13 protein-coding genes and 1 pseudogene are annotated in these 14,512 nt (G+C 71.0%); 11 read left to right on the top strand and 3 right to left on the bottom strand.

Annotated features, from left to right (window positions below; all coding sequences use genetic code 11):
- Nucleotides 1-215: 215 nt before the first annotated feature.
- Both O145_RS05790 and O145_RS05785 read left to right on the top strand, forming a co-directional pair.
- Nucleotides 216-2,495: an NAD(+) synthase gene (locus O145_RS05790; protein ID WP_043560965.1), complete on the top strand. Its 2,280-nt coding sequence runs from the start codon at nt 216-218 to the stop codon at nt 2,493-2,495.
- 122 nt (nt 2,496-2,617) lie between these two features.
- On the top strand, nt 2,618-3,412 hold the full coding sequence (locus tag O145_RS05785) for an HAD family hydrolase (protein ID WP_043560962.1): 795 nt from the start codon (nt 2,618-2,620) through the stop codon (nt 3,410-3,412).
- On the opposite strand, the gene O145_RS05780 is transcribed toward O145_RS05785, so the two are convergent.
- Nucleotides 3,381-3,938 carry a serpin family protein gene (locus O145_RS05780; protein ID WP_169740325.1) on the bottom strand — a complete coding sequence of 186 codons (558 nt, stop codon included), beginning with the start codon at nt 3,936-3,938 and terminating at the stop codon, nt 3,381-3,383. The genes O145_RS05785 and O145_RS05780 overlap by 32 nt on opposite strands.
- A gap of 58 nt (nt 3,939-3,996) precedes the next feature.
- Nucleotides 3,997-4,752: pseudogene (locus O145_RS19860) on the bottom strand (serpin family protein); the annotation flags it as partial.
- A gap of 305 nt (nt 4,753-5,057) precedes the next feature.
- On the opposite strand from O145_RS19860, the gene O145_RS05770 reads away from it, so the two are divergent.
- Nucleotides 5,058-5,507, top strand: coding sequence for a GNAT family N-acetyltransferase (locus O145_RS05770; protein WP_043560953.1), 450 nt, complete (start codon nt 5,058-5,060; stop codon nt 5,505-5,507).
- Between the two features lie 17 nt (nt 5,508-5,524).
- Here the strand turns inward: O145_RS05770 and O145_RS05765 are convergent, their stop codons facing one another.
- A complete protein-coding gene (locus O145_RS05765; protein WP_043560950.1) occupies nt 5,525-7,048 on the bottom strand; it encodes a serpin family protein in 1,524 nt (507 codons plus the stop codon).
- A 319-nt stretch (nt 7,049-7,367) separates the two neighbouring features.
- Between O145_RS05765 and O145_RS05760 the strand changes: the two genes are divergently transcribed.
- The 8 genes from O145_RS05760 (at nt 7,368) to O145_RS05725 (ending at nt 14,132) form a co-directional block, all read left to right on the top strand.
- Complete coding sequence (locus O145_RS05760) at nt 7,368-7,805, top strand: PTS sugar transporter subunit IIA (protein WP_043560948.1); 438 nt, start codon at nt 7,368-7,370, stop codon at nt 7,803-7,805.
- Nucleotides 7,805-8,299, top strand: coding sequence for a PTS sugar transporter subunit IIB (locus O145_RS05755; RefSeq protein WP_043560944.1), 495 nt, complete (start codon nt 7,805-7,807; stop codon nt 8,297-8,299). Before O145_RS05760 ends, O145_RS05755 begins: the two co-directional genes overlap by 1 nt.
- Nucleotides 8,300-8,470: 171 nt before the next feature.
- On the top strand, nt 8,471-9,316 hold the full coding sequence (locus O145_RS05750) for a PTS mannose/fructose/sorbose transporter subunit IIC (protein ID WP_043560942.1): 846 nt from the start codon (nt 8,471-8,473) through the stop codon (nt 9,314-9,316).
- Between the two features lie 19 nt (nt 9,317-9,335).
- A complete protein-coding gene (locus tag O145_RS05745; RefSeq protein ID WP_043560940.1) occupies nt 9,336-10,196 on the top strand; it encodes a PTS system mannose/fructose/sorbose family transporter subunit IID in 861 nt (286 codons plus the stop codon).
- 208 nt (nt 10,197-10,404) lie between these two features.
- Nucleotides 10,405-11,322 (top strand): HAD-IIB family hydrolase, encoded by a 918-nt coding sequence (locus tag O145_RS05740; protein ID WP_084682410.1) that lies wholly within the window; start codon nt 10,405-10,407, stop codon nt 11,320-11,322.
- 9 nt (nt 11,323-11,331) lie between these two features.
- The gene (locus O145_RS05735) at nt 11,332-11,871 is read left to right on the top strand and encodes a hypothetical protein (RefSeq protein WP_043560938.1); all 540 of its coding nucleotides are present in this window, start codon (nt 11,332-11,334) and stop codon (nt 11,869-11,871) included.
- Nucleotides 11,868-12,584, top strand: coding sequence for an HAD family hydrolase (locus tag O145_RS05730; protein ID WP_043560935.1), 717 nt, complete (start codon nt 11,868-11,870; stop codon nt 12,582-12,584). The genes O145_RS05735 and O145_RS05730 overlap by 4 nt, the downstream gene beginning before the upstream one ends.
- A gap of 159 nt (nt 12,585-12,743) precedes the next feature.
- A complete protein-coding gene (locus tag O145_RS05725) occupies nt 12,744-14,132 on the top strand; it encodes a PAS domain-containing protein (protein WP_043560934.1) in 1,389 nt (462 codons plus the stop codon).
- The last annotated feature ends 380 nt before the right edge of the window (nt 14,133-14,512 follow it).

The following is a 14,512-nucleotide window of genomic DNA, read 5'->3' as shown; positions in this document are numbered from 1 at the left end:
CGGCTCGGAAATCCAATCCCGCCCCACGGGGATTCCGCGAGATTCCGCGGGTCCATGATAACGAAATGATCTCGATTCCTCCCCGAAGGTAACGAATCGGTAACGTCGGGGGTTCTGAGGGGCTCCCAGGGCGCCGGAGGCGCCTCACGGGAGGCCCTTCGGCTGCCCGCAGCCCGCCCCGCGCCCCGCCCCGACGTCCGTGGGAGGATCGTCACATGCACCAGGACGCACCCACGCCGCCCCCCGCCACCGGCCGGCCGGCCATCGAGTTCCGCTCCGCCTACGACCAGGGCTTCGCGCGCGTGGCCGCCGTCACCCTGCCCGTCGCACTGGCGAACCCCGCCGCCAACGCGACGGCGATCATTGAGCAGGCCCGCACCCTGTCCGACGACGGCGTGTGCCTGGCCGCCTTCCCCGAGCTCAGCCTGACCGGCTACTCCATCGACGACCTGCTGCTCGGCGACGTGCTGCTTGACGAGGTCCTCGCCGCCATCGAGACCATCCGCGCGGCCTCCGCCGGGCTCCTGCCGGCGATCGTCGTCGGCGCGCCCCTGCGGGAGGGCAACCGCCTGTACAACTGTGCTGTCGTCATCCAGGGCGGGGCCGTGCGCGGCGTCGTCCCGAAGTCCTACCTGCCCACCTACCGCGAGTTCTACGAGAAGCGGCACTTCGCCGACGGCGCCGACGGGCGCAGCGCGGCGGCCCGGCGGATCTCCCTGCCGGGAGTCCGCGACGGCGCAGGGGAGGGCGGCGCCGTCGGGCACCGCGACGGCGCAGGGGCGACCCCCGCCGTCGGGAACCGGGAGGGCGGCGCTGGCGTGCCCTTCGGCCCGAACCTGCTCTTCGAGGTCGCCGACGTGCCGGGCCTGACCTTCCACGTGGAGGTCTGCGAGGACATGTGGGTGCCCGTGCCGCCGTCGTCGCTGGCGGCCCTGGCCGGGGCGACCGTGCTGGTCAACCTCTCCGGCTCGCCCATCACCGTGGGCCGGGCCGAGGACCGCAAGCTCCTGGCGCGCGCCTCCAGCTCGCGGGGCCTGGCCGCCTACGTGTTCGCGGCCGCCGGGCAGGGCGAGTCGTCCACGGACCTGGCCTGGGACGGTCAGACCTTCGTCTATGAGAACGGCGACCTCCTGGGGGAGACCGAGCGCTTCCCCGACGGGCCGCGCGCCACGGTCATCGACGTCGATATCGAGGGGCTGCGCGCCGAGCGGCTGCGCCAGGGCTCCTTCGACGACAACCGCGCGGCGCTCGCCCTCGGCGGGCCAGGGCGCCCCGGGCGGGGGCACCCCGGGCCCGACGGCGCCCCCGCGCCCGGCGCTGCGGACGCCGTCGGGCCCGGTCGCTTCCGCACCGTGCGCATCGGGCGGCGGACGCTGCGGGCGCCGCGCACCGACATCGGCCTACGCCGCGCCGTGGACCGCTTCCCCTTCGTCCCCGACGACCCTGCCCGCCTCGCCCAGGACTGCTACGAGGCCTACAGCATCCAGGTCGCCGCCCTGGTCCAGCGGCTGCGCGCGATCGGGCTGCCCAGGATCGTCATCGGCGTCAGCGGCGGGCTGGACTCCACCCACGCGCTCATTGTGGCCGCCCGCGCCGTGGACCGCCTCGGCCTTGGCCGCGAGCACGTCCACGCCATCACCATGCCCGGCTTCGCCACGAGCGCCGAGACCAGGCGGAACGCGCTCGCCCTGGCCCGCTCGCTCGGCTGCCACGTCGAGGAGCTCGACATCCGTCCCGCCGCCGAGCAGATGCTCGCCGCCATGGACCACCCCTACGGGCGCGGCGAGCGCGGGCGCGAGGTCTACGACGTCACCTTCGAGAACGTCCAGGCCGGGCTGCGTACCGACTTCCTGTTCCGCATCGCGGGCCGGCGCGGCGGCATCGTGCTGGGCACCGGCGACCTGTCCGAGCTGGCCCTGGGCTGGTGCACCTTCGGGGTGGGCGACCAGATGGCCCACTACGGGGTCAATGCCGGCATCCCCAAGACCCTCATCCAGCACCTCATCCGCTGGGTGGTGTCCGAGCGGATCTTCTCCGACGACGTCGGGCGGGTGCTGCTGGCCGTCCTCGGCACCGAGATCAGCCCCGAGCTGGTGCCCGCCGACGACGGCGAGCCCATCCAGTCCACCCAGGCCAGGATCGGCCCCTACGCCCTGCAGGACTTCACCCTGTGGCACGTGCTGCGCCGCGGGTCCCGGCCGAGCCGCATCGCCTTCCTGGCGGAGAAGGCCTGGGCGGACGCGGGTGAGGGCCGGTGGCCGGTCGGGCTGCCGGAGGAGGAGCGGGTCGCCTACGACCTGGCGGCCATCAGGAGGTGGGAGCTGCTGTTCCTCCGCCGGTTCTTCTCCAACCAGTTCAAGCGCTCCACGCTGCCCAACGGGCCGAAGGTGGTCGCGGGCGGCTCGCTGTCCCCGCGCGGCGACTGGCGCATGCCCTCGGACGCCGGCGCAGCCGCCTGGATCGCCGAGCTCGAGCGCAACGTTCCGCCTGCCTGAGCGCGCCGGGGCGCGCCGTGCGCTGCGCCCCGCCGCGCCCCTTCGCCGGGATCGGTCCACTTCCGCACCGAGATCGGTCCGACGGCGCCCCCGGACCCCGCCCTGCCCCGTAGGCTGGGGCGATGCGCAAGCTCCTGTCCACCGACATCGATGGCACGCTCCTGTTCAACGCGGCAATCTCCCAGGACGACCTGGACGCCATGACGCGCTGGCGCGACGCCGGCAACCTCCTCGTGCCCAACACCGGGCGCTCGGTGGCCGCCCTGCACTCGGCTCTGAGCGGCTCCGACCTGGCCTTCGACTACTCCGTGCTCTACACCGGCGCCGCCCTGGCCGACGGCGGCTACGACGTCCTGGAGGCCCGGACCCTGCCCGACGGCCTGGCCGAGGAGGTCCTCGACCTGCTCGAGGGCGAGACCGGCGTCACCGTCTTCGCCACCACGCTCGAGGGCGACCTCCAGCTCTACGACTCGATCGGCTCCGACACGGCCCTGCTCACACTGTTCTCCAGGGCCTCCCGCGCCGACCTGGCCGGACGCACCGTCGTCGGCGTCCCGCTGCGCATCGCCGACCCGGCGCTCATGGCGCACATGCAGGCCGAGGTCGCGCGCCGCTGGGGCGACGTGGCCGTGGGCTTCCACAACCAGAACTTCCTCGACATCGTCCCCGCCGGCTCCTCCAAGGGCGCGGGCCTGACCGTGCTGGTCGAGCGTCTCGCCGCCGACGACGGCCCCTGCCGGGGCGAGCGCATCGAGACCTGGAGCGTTGGCGACTCGTGGAACGACATCTCCATGCACGAGACCGCCGACCACGCCGTCGCCATGAACGGCTCGCCGCCCGAGGTCCTGGCCGTCTGCGAGCGCACGACGACGTCGGTGGCCTCCCTCATCGACTCGGTCCTCGCCTCCTCCGACTGAGCCGCGCCCTCAACCTGCTCGCGCCCTCGACCAGCACCGGGCACCGGGGCCGCGAGCCGGCGGCGGGGTCCAGGACGGCGGCCTCGATGAGTGCGATGCCGGAGGCCTGGTCCACGATCCGCAGGACGTAGGGATGGTCGACGACGAAGTCCTCCTCCCAGCCCGCGAGCGCCCCAGAACGAGCGGTGATCTCGGTCAGGGCGGCGGCCACTGTCCCCTCCTCGGCGACGGTGAGCCTGACCTGCTGGACGATCTGGTCCACGAGCACGTTCGGCCCGATATGGTCCTGACTGCCCAGACGCACGCCGAGGGACTCGACGACGCCGGTGAGGTCGGTGGGCTGTGAGGACAGGCCGAGCCGGGGGAGCCGGAGGCGCACCCCGGCGGCGCGGTCCTCCGCCTGGGCGGCGGTGAGGAGCCGGGTCGCCTCGCCCCAGGTGCTCGCCGGCAGGCCGGCGGGGGAGATGACCCTGTTGGGCAGGATGACATCCATGGCGAGCGTCGGCCCCCCCGGTCGCTCCGCCACCATTGTAGGGCAGGCGTAGAGCGCGCCACCCCGGGCCGGCGACGAGGGTGTAGGGGCGCGTGCTGGTCATGAGGTCGGCCCGCGAGGTGGAGCCGTCGGCTCGCGTGAACGGCTGCTTCTCGATGGTCGATGCCTTTGTGAAGCGGCGCTCCCAGCGGGCGGCGAACAGGAGGGCGTTCTGCAGCACGAGGACCGTGTCGGGCCTGAGGACGATGGCTGACTGCTTGATGAGGCCGCCGGTGTGCAGGTCGGCCCAGGCGTCGAGGGCGGTTTTGGCCTCCGCGAGCGGGGTTCTGCTGATCTCGGCGTCGTACCAGTGCTTGGCGGCCTCGAGGTAGTCCTGGCGGACTACGTGCTCTCCGACGACCAGGATGTTATTGGCGATGTGGACCAGCGGCGTCTCCGGTATGGCGTCGGGGTTGAAGCTCCGCAGCTGCTCGGGGCCGGCGACGTCGAAGCGCCGGAGAGCGCGCTGGACGGCGGACCAGACGAGGTCGCGGGGGAGCGGGGAGGCGGAGTCCCCGGGTGCGCGCGGGCCGGTGGAGTCGGGGGTGCCGACGCCGACCCGGGGCGCACCGTCGGCCACGAGCGCGGGCGCGGCGTCGGTGCCGGGCGCGCTGTCGATTCCGAGTGCGGCGTCGGTGCCGGCATCGGCTGCTCCGGCGCGCAGGACGGCCAGGGCCAGGGCGAGCCCGACCGGGCAGACCAGCACATTGCGGTGGTCTGCAGCACCATCATGACTGCCACGCCCGGCCTCGCTGCTCTTGCTGATCGTGCTGCCGGCACCGCCCTCGTGGAGGCGCCCGGCGAGCATGCGCGCACCAATGGCGTCGCACGCCGCCGCGGCCCCGGTCGGGACGGCGCCGGAAAGATCACTGCTCATACGAGAAGCATGCGTCGAGATGGGCGCTCTCGGACAAGACAGACGGTGACGCCGCCGACATCGTCCGAGAATGCCTATCTCGACGCGGGGGAGCGCAGATGGTGCCGGCCCAGGCCGCCCGCATGCCCGGCCCGTGCGGGGCGCCGGGGCCGGTAGGCTCCCCGCAGGCCGAGGCTCACGCGCCCGCGGCCCGCCACTGCGCACAACCGAGCAGAACGCAAACACGAGGAGAGCCCATGACCGTTGAGATCATCGCCGAGTCCACCCCCGAGCTCATCGAGGCGATGGAGCGCCTCATCCCCCAGCTCTCACGCTCAGCGCCGGCGCTGACCGCCGAGCAGTGCGAGGCCTTCGTGGCGCAGGAGGGCGTCTACCTGTTCGTCTTCCGCCCCGACGAGCCCGCCGCGGACGGCACCCGCCCGATCCTGGGCATGCTGACTCTGGCGACATTCTCGATCCCCACGGGGCTGCGCGCCTGGGTGGAGGACGTCGTCGTCGATTCCGCGACCCGCGGCCAGGGCGCTGGGCAGGCGCTCGTCGAGGCGGCCGTCGCCCACGCCGGTGAGCTTGGCGCCCGCACGGTCGACCTGACCTCCCGCCCCTCCCGCGAGGCCGCGAACCGCCTGTACCGCCGCTGCGGCTTCGAGCTGCGCGAGACCAACGTGTACCGCTACTCCGGCAAGTGACGGTCCGGGCGGGCTCCTCAGCCGGCGGGGTTGAGGATGGCCGCCTCGATAATGGCCACCCCCGAGGCGAGGTCCACGATCCGCAGGACGTAGGGGTGGTCGACGGTGAACTCGACGGCGTCCGACTCATCGACTGCGGATGCCTCGATCCCGATCTCGGTGAGGGCCGCGGCGACGGTGCCCTCCTCGTCAACGATCAGGCGCACCTGCTGGGCGGCCCGGGTGGCGTCGATGCCCTCGGCGATGTGGTCCAGCGATCCCAGATCGACGCCCATGGCTGTCAGGACGGGCAAGAGGTCCATGACCCCGGAGGCCAGGTCGAGCTTGGGCAGCTTGAGGGCGACCTGCTGCTCGGCGGTGGCCGCCGTGAGGGCCGCCGTCGCCTCGCCCCAGGTGCTCGCCGGCAGGTCGGCGGGGGAGACGACGTTGTCGGGCAGGATCACGTCCATGGCCAGGTTGCTGGAGGCGGAGCCGGGCCCGGGGTCGGGCGCGCTCGACCCCGCCGTGCTCGACGACGGCGAGCCGGAGCCGGGCGCGACCGCCTCGGAGCCAGTCCCGCTCGACGACGACGGCGAGTCCGATCCGGCCGTGTAGGGCAGGCGCAGGGCGCGCCACCCCTTCCCGCTGACCAGCGGGTAGACGCCCGTGTCGGTCATGAGGTCGGCGGTGGACGAGGAGCCGTCGGCGAGCGTGAACTGTGCGCCCTTCTCCGTCTCCTCGGCCTTGAAGGGGGTGGCCCAGCGGGCGGCGAACAGGAGCGCGTTCTGCAGCACCAGGCGCGTGTCGGGCGTGATGTCGATGCCGGACTCCTTGATGAGGCCGCCGGTGTGGAGGGCGGCCCAGGCGTCGAGGGCCGCCCTGGCGTCGGGGTTGCGGATGCGGCCGATCTCGGAGTCGTACCAGCGCTTGGCGTTGTCGAGGTACTCCTGGCGGACCACGGTCTTCTCGTCAACGATCATAATGTTGTTGGCGACGTGGATCAGCGGTGATTCCGGGATGGTCCCGGGGTCGAAGTCTCGCAGCTGCTGGACGTCGGCGACGTCGAAGCGCTGGAGGGTCTGCCGGACGGCGCTCCAGGTGGAGTCGCGGGACTGGGCCTGGGCGTCGGCCTTGACGCCAAGGGCGGCGTTGACGCCCTCACCGACGCTCTCGGCCCCGGCGTACAGGAGGGCCAGGATGAAGGTGATCCCCACGGGGCAGGACAGCGCGTTGGAGCCTGTCGCCTGGCGCAGCAGGGTGGAGAGCATGGTGGCGCCGACGGCGTTGCAGGCGGTCACCGCGGTGGTCGCGCGCTGCTGGTCCAGACTGACGGACTCGGTGTCGACCTCCGAGGGCAGCCACTCGATCTTGGCCAGCGCGTCGTCGCGGTCCTTGTCGGGGGTCGAGCCGCATCCGGTGAGCGCGCCCGTGGACGCCAGGGCCGCGAGCGCCGAGAGGGACCTCAGGGCGCTGCGCCGTGGGAGGAGGCGCGTGCGGCGCGCGGGGTCGGGCGTGCTCTGTGTGCGCGGTGTGCTCCGCGTGCTCGTGGGCGGCGTGCTCATGGGCACAGTGTCCGGTGGCCGCGGGGCCCTTGTCAGCAGGCTGACGGTGGAGTGTTGCCCCTTGCGCGGCGGGCGGAGGCGTGCGGCGGCGCACGGCAGGCGGCGGCAGCCCGCTGTTGGGCGCGTGCGGGCGGGTGCATGGGTGGCCTCCCATCCACACTACACCTAATCTATGAGATAGGACACAAATCGGTCTTTGGTGGTCGAATATCGGACGCTCGACCTGCCGTATCTGTGTGATGCAGGTAACGTTTGTTCTGCTTGTTGACGTCCCTGCCCAACCCGGGCGGGGACCTGCGCGATTCACGAAGGAGTGAGCATGGTTGCTGTGATCGTCGCTGCCCACGGGCACCTGGCGGAGGGGCTGATCGCCTCGTCCGCCATGATTGCGGGCCCCCAGGAAGATCTTGTCGCTGTCACCTTCGAGTCCTCGGAGGGCCCGGACGATCTGCTCGCCAAGTACGCCGCCGCCGTCGAGAAGTCCCCGAGCGACCAGTACCTGGTGCTCGTGGACCTGCTCGGGGGCAGCCCCTACAACGCGGCGGCGCGCTTCGCCGCTGAGCGTGAGGATGCCGACGTCGTCACCGGCGTCAACCTGCCCATGCTCATCGAGGTCCTCGGCCGCCGCCTGACCGGCGGGACCCTGCCCGAGCTGGTCGAGACGGCCCGGACCGCCGGCTCCGGCGGCGTCAAGGTCCTCTCCGAGATCTTCACCCCCACCAACACCGATTCCGACGACGAAGGAGACGAGCTCTGATGGACATCAAGCTCCTGCGCATTGACTCACGACTGGTTCACGGCCAGGTGGCCAACAACTGGGCGGGAAGCCTCGGGGCCGAGGCGATCCTCGCGGTGTCCGACGGCGCCGCCAACGACGAGCTGCGCAAGACGCTCATGCTCCAGACCGGCGGCGGCAAGGTCAAGGTGCACGTCCTGGGGGTGGAGAAGGCCGCCCGCGTCTACAAGAACCCGAAGTACGCCTCCCTCAAGGCCGTCATCGTGGTGGAGACCCCGGCGGACATCGTCCGGCTGCTCGACCTGGGCGTCGAGGCCAAGGAGGTCAATGTCGGCGGCATGACCTTCAAGCAGGGCACCAAGGCCCTGTCCCAGGCCGTCTACATCTCCGACGAGGACGCCAAGGCCTTCCAGGAGATCGACAAGCGCGGGATCGCCCAGTACATCCAGCAGGTCCCCTCCACGGGCCGCTCGGATCTCATGGAGGCGCTGAAGTCCAAGGGTTTCATCTCCTGAGGCGACCCTCGGCCGCGCGGCGGGTCGCGCTGTAGTCGTCTGCCGCGCAGCCGAGCGGCATCGCCGGCGCCTCAGGAGGAGCGCCGACGACGCCGGTGCCCGGGCTCGTCCCGGCGCCCTCCCCCGTCCTCTTCCACCAGATTCTCCGAAATCCGCAGAGAAAGCAGCCTCATGCATGATATCAATGCGGTTCAGATCATTCTCGTGACGCTTGTGGCCTTCCTGGCCGGTTGCGATGCTGTTCTGGACGAGCGCATGTTTTACCGTCCTATTGTTGCCTGCACCCTCACCGGCCTCGCCCTGGGCGACCCGACCACCGGTATTATGATCGGCGGCTCCCTGGAGCTGGTGAGCCTGGGGTGGATGAATGTCGGCGCCGCCATGGCCCCCGATGCCGCCCTCGCCTCCACCGTCTCCACGGTCATCGTTATTGCTGGAGGGCAGAGCCAGGGAGAGGCCATCGCTGTGGCGGTCCCGCTGGCCGTCGCCGGCCAGGCCCTCACCATCTTCGTACGCACCATCAACGTCTTCTTCGCCCACCAGGCGGACAGGTTCGCCGATCGGGCGAATATGCGGGCCATTGAGGTCATGCACTTCATCGCCCTGATGCTCCAGGGGCTGCGTGTGGCGATCCCCACCGCCATTGTCGTCGTCGTCGCCTCCGGTGACAGCGTCCAGGCGGCGCTTGAGGCCATTCCGGACGTCATTACCAACGGGTTGCAGATCGCCGGCGGTTTTATTGTCGTCGTCGGTTATGCCATGGTGATTAATATGATGAAGGCGCGCAAGCTCATGCCGTTCTTCTTCATCGGATTCGTTGTCGCCACCTTCATGACGACCCTGAAGGAGGGAATTACCCTCGTGGCCCTGGGCATTCTCGGCGCTTGCCTCGCCTTCATCTACGTCCAGCTCAACCCCGAGTTCCACGAGGCTACGCGGCTGCCGCAGCCGGTCGCCGCGGGCGGCGGTGGCGGTGGTGCCGACCTGGACGACGACCTGGACGACGAGCTCGACTGAACCGGAAGGAAGCACGATTATGACTACCGACGTGACTGCCCCCGCGGCTCCGGAGCGCATGCTCACCACCAAGGACCTGCGGAGCATGTACTGGCGCTCCACCTTCCTGCTCGGATCCTTCAACTTCGAGCGCATGCAGGCCATCGGGTTCTGCCTGACCCTCATGCCCGCGATCAGGAAGTTCTATCCCAACGACAAGACCCAGCAGGCGGCCGCGCTCAAGCGCCACCTGGAGTTCTACAACACCCACCCGTGGATCTCCTCGGTGGTCTTCGGCGTCACCGCCGCCATGGAGGAGCAGCGCGCCAAGGGCGAGAACATCGGGGACGAGACGATCACCAACGTCAAGGTCGGTCTCATGGGGCCCCTGGCCGGTGTCGGCGACCCGATCTTCTGGGGCACGGCCCGCCCGGTCCTGGGTGCTCTCGGCGCCTCACTGGCGCTCAACGGCTCCTGGCTCGGCCCGCTCATCTACTTCTTCGGCATTAACATCATCCGCGTCCTCGTTCGGTGGTACGGCCTGAGGTGGGGGTACGAGCGCGGCACCGCCATGGTCACCGAGGTGGGGGGAGGCCAGCTGAAGCGCATCACCCAGATCGCGGCCATTACCGGTCTGTTCGTCATGGGCGCCCTGGTCTCCAAGTGGACGACTATTAAATTCCCCACCGTGGTCTCCCAGGCGGAGCAGTACGGGACGGGCGAAGTCCAGACGAAGACCCTCCAGGACATTCTGGATAGCCTGCTGCCGGGTGCCGCCGCGCTCGGCCTGACCTTCCTGTGCATGTACCTGCTCAATAAGAAGGTCAATGCCCTGTGGATCATTCTGGGCATGTTCGTCATCGGCATCCTGGGAGCCTGGTCCGGGTTCCTGGGGCTGTAGCGCCGCAGCCGGGCCCGCAGGCGATGACAGGGGCCCGCCGGGGGACACGGGTTCCCCGGCGGCCCTGTCCGCCCCGCTTCCGGCGCGGTATCACTTGCAGTCGTCCGCCTCGGCGCCCGCAGCCCGAGAGCGCATTATCCGTGAGCCCCCGCGCGAGCGGGGACGACCCCGATCCCACCATCAGACGACGGAGTGCAGAGGAACGCGTATGCTCCAGCTCATCGCCACCGACCTGGATGGCACCATCCTGTTCGACCGGAAGGTCTCGGCGGCCGACTTGGGCGCCATGAGGCGGTGGCGGTCGGCCGGGAACCTGCTCGTGGTGGACACCGGCAAGTCCGTCTTCGCCACCCGCGACACCCTGGAGCCGCTCGGCGTCGTCTTCGACTACGCGGTCACCTTCACCGGTGCCGTGCTCGTCGACGGCGACTACCGCATTGTGACCTCCCGCTTCCTGCCCGACGGCCTGGCCCGCGAGATCGTCATGTCGCTGCAGGGGATCGACGGCCTCACGGTCTTCGCCACCACGCTGGAGACCGACCACATCATCTCAGACACCTACCACGAGATCTCCCCGATCCTCCAGGTGTTCGTCCCCATGGAGCCCGACCAGATGACCGGGCACCGCTTCATCGGGGTGCCCATGCGGGTGCGCGACGACGACACGCGCGAGCGCATTGTCGCCGACCTCACCGGGCGCTGGGGTGAGCAGATCGAGGTGGTGCGCAACCAGGAGTTCCTCGACGTCATCCCCGCCGGCGCGACCAAGGGCTCCGGGCTGAACGACCTGGTCGCCTGGCTCACCGGCCCCGGCGGGCCGCACCCGGGCGAGCGCGTGGAGACCTGGAGCTTCGGCGACTCGTGGAACGACATCTCCATGCACGAGGTCGCCGACCACGCCGTCGCCCTGCCCTGGTCCCCCGCGGAGGTCACCGCCGTGTGCGAGCACACCACGGGCTCCATGGCCGAGCTCATCGACCGGGTTCTCGAAGCCGGCGGGGGCGGACGCCGAGATCGGTCCACTTCCGCGTCGAGATCGGTCCGCGCTCTCGGGACGTGTGGAGCTCACGGAGGCGACGGGCCTGCGGTCCGGGCCTCCGGCGCCACTGATGACAAGAGGAGCTGAGGGAGCAATATGGCGGGATTCGGCGCGAAGGTCCGCGACTGGTTCAACGGCGGGGACCCGCAGGGACATATCAAGATACGTCACTGGCTGCGCGGCTACGACGACCGGTCGGAGGGGTACACCTACGGCATGATGGGGCCGGCCATGGTCCTGTCGGTGGTCGCCGCGATCCTCTACCCGCTGACCAGGGGCTACGGCAGCATTGTCGCCCTGACCCTGGCGATCTTCCTGCTGCTGGGGCGCCACATGATCGAGCGGCAGGTGGCGGGCGTCGCCTCGGACCTCCAGGAGGCTCGCCGCCAGTACGAGCGCACCCGCAAGCCGGACTATCTCGAGTTCATCGAGCTGCGCGCCTCCGGCCTGCTGGAGGACAATAAGATGCTCACGTCCGCGACCAGGACGTGGCTCGCCGAGCAGGTCGAGTGGGCGCGGGACCAGGCCGAGAGGAACGAACGACGGGCGGCGAAGAAGGCCGCCCGCGCCCAGCGCCGTCGGGGCGGCGACTCCGGGCGCGCACCGGAAGACGAGTCCCCGCGGGAGAAACAATGACCGCCGCCGGCGCCAACCGCTATGTCAAAGCCGTCCTGTGGGACATGGACGGCACGCTCATGAACTCCCAGCCGATCTGGGACGACTCCTTCCGCCGCCGCTGCCAGGAGCGGGGCGGGACCGTCACCCCCGAGCAGGTCGCGGGCATAGCGGGCGCCTCCATTGCGCGCACCTGCGAGATCATTGCGGAGACCGGCGCCACGCGGTCGCCAGAGGACGCCGCCACCGCCGAGGTCTTCGCCCGGATCGCGGCCGACGTCGGGGAGGCGGTGCGCGCCGACCCGCCGATCCTGCCCGGCGCCCGGAGGATCACCTCCATGCTCAGCGAGATCGGGCTGGCGCAGGTCATTGTCACCCAGTCCCCGCGGCCCATTGTCGAGTCGGTTGCCCACGCGCTCGGCGACGTGTTCGTCGAGCTGGTCACCGGCGATGACGGGCTGCCGGGCAAGCCCACCCCCGCGCCCTACGCGGCGGCGATCGAGCGGCTCGGCCTGAGGCCCGAGGAGTGCGTGGCGGTCGAGGACTCCGCCACGGGTGCGGCCTCGGCGCGCTCCAACGACCTGCTGGTCGTCCAGGTGGGCGGCAGCGACAAGCTCTTCCCCGGCGACCCGGGGCTGATCGTCGTCAAGGACCTGGCCTCCGTCACGCCGCACCTGCTGCTGTGGGACGACTCCCTCGTCTGGCCCCGCCCCCAGCTCCGCCGAGATCGGTAGATCTCCGCACCGAGACCGGTCCGGCCCACCGGGACCTGACAACGTGTCCGCTGAGTAGGCTATCCGGGATAGGACCACCGTCCCGCCTCCGCCGTCGAGCGCGACCCGCCTGGCCGCCCGGCGTCGTCGGAGACCGACATCTGCCAAGGGAGGCGCCACATGACCGAGTTCACAGGGCCCGCCAGGCCCGCAGACCCCGCCGCGGGCGACGAGCACACCTACGCCGCCGACGAGCTCTTCTTCTCCACAACCGACGCCGCGGGCCGGATCCGCCGCGCCAACTCGATCTTCATGCGCCTGTCCGGCTACCCGCGCGGCGCCCTGGTGGGGCGCGCCCACAACGTCGTGCGGCACCCCGACATGCCGGCGGGCCTGTTCCGCAGCGTGTGGGAGGACATCGCGGCCGGGGCCGCCGCCAGCGCCTACATCACCAACCGCTCCTCCGATGGCGGCCGCTACCGCGTCTTCGCCACGATCGTCCCCTCGGGCAACGGCTTCCTGTCCGTGCGCACCCTGCCGATGAAGACCGGCCTGCGCGACACCATCGAGACCGTCTACGCCCGCGTGCGGCAGGTCGAGGACGCCTCCGCGGCCGGCGGCTCCTCCCGCCGCGAGGTCGCCGCCGCAGGTCAGGCCGCCCTGCTGGAGGAGCTGCGGGCGCTGGGCTACCGCGACTCCGTGGACTTCACCCGCAGGACCCTGCCGGACGAGGTCGCGGCCCTGGTCGCCGCCGGCGTCGACATCCCCGAGAGGGGCGGTGACGGCCCGGTCGCCCGCGTCCTGGCCGAGATGAACGGCGTCGAGGCCTCCACCGCCGAGCTGGTCGCCCTCCTGGACGAGTGCAGCCGCATGGTCGCCCTGCTGGGCAGACGCTCCGCCGAGATCGGCGCCCTGTCCGCCCGACTCAAGCAGCTGCGCGACTGCCTGCGCGAGGCCGCCGCCGACGCCGAGCGGCTCGGGTCGGGCCCGGCGCTCGACGACGTCGCCGAGCGCTACCGGAAGGTCGACAACCTCATCCTGGAGTGCGTCGAGCAGCTCCGCCCCCTGGCCGGCCAGGTGGCCGAGCTGCGCAGCGACGTGGACTCGCTGCGCTTCGGCATCGCCCTGCTGCGGCTGCACAACCTGGCCTCGGGCTTTTTCGCCCTGCAGATTCTCGACGGCGAGGACGAGCTGGACGCCAACGACGCCGTCGGCTCCCTGGGCGAGCTCGCCAGGGCCCTGCGCGATGGCGCCGCGCGCCTCACCGAGCGCCTGTCCCTCTACCACGCCCGCGCCGAGCTGGTCGGCGGCGAGCTCGACGACGTCGCCAAGGCCCTGACCGCCACGTACCGGCTGCTGATCGACCTGCTCGGCGCCGCCTCCGACGCCGGGGTCGCCGACGAGGCCTCCGTGCGCGCCGCCCGCTCACTGGTCCGCGACGGCTTCCCCGAGGCCCGCGACCTGGCCGACCTCGCCGGCGCTGTGCGCGACCTGGAGGTGCCGTACGCCGCCGCGGACATCGATGCTCGGCTCGTGCTCGTCGAGGCAGCCCTGGCCGAGCTGGGCTGACGGGCTCACCGACTCGCCGATCCCCGTCCTCCGGCATTCTCGTCCGGGGTCGTGTCGGGGTGTGAGTGCCGAGGGGCGGGGCGCGGTCTTCGCCGGTGTTCTTCGGTGTTGCACATGGGAGGGTGGGGCCTTTGCAGGGCGAGGGCCGGTTTTCCGCAGGATTGTGCGCTTTCCTGTTAGTCGTCGTGCTCGGTTGTCTGGCTCCCATGTGTGCTGAGGGGGGTCTGCGCACATGGGAGCGGGATCGTGACCACCGCTGGGACTTCGTTTCCGCATGATTCCGGGGTTTTTGCCAACGCGGGTCGCGCGCGAATGTGCGACACTGTCGCCCCGGCGCCCGCAGGCCCCGGCAGAACCCGCCCCGCAGGGGTGCGACCCGA

The sequence above is a fragment of the Actinomyces israelii DSM 43320 genome, from assembly GCF_000711965.1.
In the GTDB taxonomy this organism is placed as follows: domain Bacteria; phylum Actinomycetota; class Actinomycetes; order Actinomycetales; family Actinomycetaceae; genus Actinomyces; species Actinomyces israelii.
This window is presented reverse-complemented; position numbering and strand designations above follow the sequence as displayed.